The organism is Streptomyces viridosporus (assembly GCF_002078235.1).
Classification (GTDB): Bacteria; Actinomycetota; Actinomycetes; order Streptomycetales; family Streptomycetaceae; genus Streptomyces; species Streptomyces viridosporus.
Window position 1 is genome coordinate 1 of the sequence record NZ_MSGP01000771.1, and the last position, 2,391, is coordinate 2,391.

2 protein-coding genes are annotated in these 2,391 nt (G+C 76.9%); both read left to right on the forward strand.

Going from position 1 to position 2,391, the window contains the following annotated elements; all coding sequences use genetic code 11:
* A partial coding sequence (gene purD, locus B7L92_RS37350; protein WP_081241562.1) for a phosphoribosylamine--glycine ligase occupies positions 1–749 on the forward strand: 749 nt, incomplete at its 5' end.
* A gap of 312 nt (positions 750–1,061) precedes the next feature.
* A partial coding sequence (locus B7L92_RS37355) for a hypothetical protein (protein WP_081241563.1) occupies positions 1,062–2,391 on the forward strand: 1,330 nt, incomplete at its 3' end.

Here is a 2,391-nt window from a genome sequence, read left to right on the forward strand (position 1 = left end):
GCGACCGCGTGGTCGTCGAGGAGTACCTCGACGGCCCCGAGGTCTCCCTCTTCGCGATCACCGACGGCGAGACGGTCCTGCCCCTCCAGCCCGCCCAGGACTTCAAGCGCGCGCTGGACGGCGACGAGGGCCCGAACACCGGCGGCATGGGGGCGTACTCCCCGCTGCCGTGGGCCGACCCGAAGCTGGTCGACGAGGTCGTGCAGACGGTGCTCCAGCCGACGGTCGACGAGATGCGGCGCCGCGGCACCCCGTTCTCCGGCCTGCTCTACGCCGGTCTGGCGATCACCTCGCGCGGGATCCGCGTGATCGAGTTCAACGCCCGGTTCGGCGACCCCGAGACGCAGGTGGTCCTGGCCCGCCTGAAGACCCCGCTGGCCGGCGTGCTGATGGCCGCCGCCACCGGGAACCTCGCCCACCTGGAGCCGCTGCGCTGGAGCGACGAGGCCGCGGTCACCGTGGTCGTCGCCTCGCACAACTACCCGGGCACCCCGCGCACCGGCGACCCGATCACCGGCCTCGACGAGGTCGCCGCCCAGGACGCGCCGCACGCGTACGTGCTGCACGCCGGGACGAGGAGCGAGGGCGGCGCGATCGTCAGCGCGGGCGGCCGCGTGCTGTCCGTCACGGCGACCGGCAAGGACCTCGCCGAGGCCCGCGACCGCGCCTACCGCTCGGTCGCCCGCATCGGCCTCGACGGCTCCCAGCACCGCACGGACATCGCGGCGAAGGCGGCGCAGGACGCCTGACCACGACGGGCGCCGCACCCGGTCCGCCGCTCCGGCCCGCCGTCGGCGCCGCTGAACCCCACGGGCCCCGGATCCGTCTCAGGATCCGGGGCCCGAACCTTGCCGTCGGTCGTCCACCTTTCCCCAAAGCCATTCCATCGAGTGAGCAATGAGCCATCCGGCTGACGAGGGCCGGGCCCCCAACTAGGGTGCCGCGCATGTGTTCCGGCACTTGGCCCATCGGCATTGCGATGTCGGGGACGGGTGCCACAGTGGGGGAGTGAGCAACGCCAGGACAGCGTCAGGACCGCCGGGAGGGGGTGGGGTCGGGCCATGAGCGGAAGCGGAACGGGAACGGAGGCGGGCGCGCAGGCCGCGCGGTCGCGGGCGGTCGCCGTGCTGCGCGTCCGCAGCCAGGCACTGGCCGTCGCCGTACTGCCGGCCGCCGGTGCCGTGATCCTGCTCGTCGGCGGCCCCACCGGCCACCTCCCGGGCACCGTCTGGGACCTCGCCCGCTGGGTCCTCACGCCGCTCGCGGTGCTCGTCCTGCTCGCCGCCGCCGGTGTCGCCCTGGTCGTCGCCCGGGCCCGGCCCGCCGTGAGCCCGACGGTGCCGATCACCGAGGAGGCGGCCCCGGAGCTGTACCGGATGGTGCGCGACCTCGCCGACCGCCTCGACGTCCCCGCCCCGTCCGCGATAGCGCTCACCCCGGACTGCGACAGCTGGCTCGAGGACCGCACCCATCCGGCCCACGGCCCGCCGCCCGCCGAGGAGCACGGCGTCACGGCGGGCGCGGGACGGCACCCGGACGGCGCCGTCACGCCCGTGCTGGTGATCGGCTCCCCGTTCCTGTGGTGGATGCGCGTGGGCGAGCTGCGCGCGGTCCTCGCCCCGGTCGTCGCCGGCACGGGGCCGTCGGCGCACCCGGACATAGCGGCCGCCCGGCGCTTCGTGCGGGGCCTGGACGCCGCGGTGGCCGTGGCCTCCGCGCCCCGCCGGGGGCCGGTGTTCCGGGCGGTGCTCGCGGGCGTCGGCTGGGCCGCCCGGGTGCTGCTGCGCGGCTGCCGGGGGCACGCCGCCGAGATGGAGCGCTCGGTCGCCGCGGCGGCGGCCGAGCGCGCGCAGGCCGTGGACTACGGACTGCGCATCGTCGCCCAGGAGCAGGTGGGCCTGGCGTACGCCGGCTGGGACCGGCTGCTCACCCGGGTGGCGCTGCCCGCCTGGCGGATGGGCCGCTGGCCCTCGCGGCTCAACGCCGGAGTGGTGTCGGCGCTCACCGAGCTGTCCCGCCGGGACCGGCTGGCCGAGGGCTTCGCCTCCCGCCTCGGCGAGCGCCCCGCCTGCGACCTGCTCGAAGAGCCCGGCGCGGTGGACGAGGCCGCCTCCCTGCTGGCCGCCCGCCTCTTCCACGGCGGCCCCGCGGAGCCCGGCCCGAACTGGTCGCCGGTGCACTGGACCGACTATCCGGAGGAGGTCGTGGACCGCAAGTGGCGCACCGACGCCGCCCGCCTCCACCGGGTCCTGGACGTCCTGCGCGTGCGCCCCGCCGCCGACGGCGCGGCACCGGTCTCCGACGGCCCGAGCCTCTCCCGCGTCCTCGACCACCTGACGGACCCGGACCCGGCCGCCGAGCCGGTCCCGCCGGCGGCCGGGTCCGGGTCCG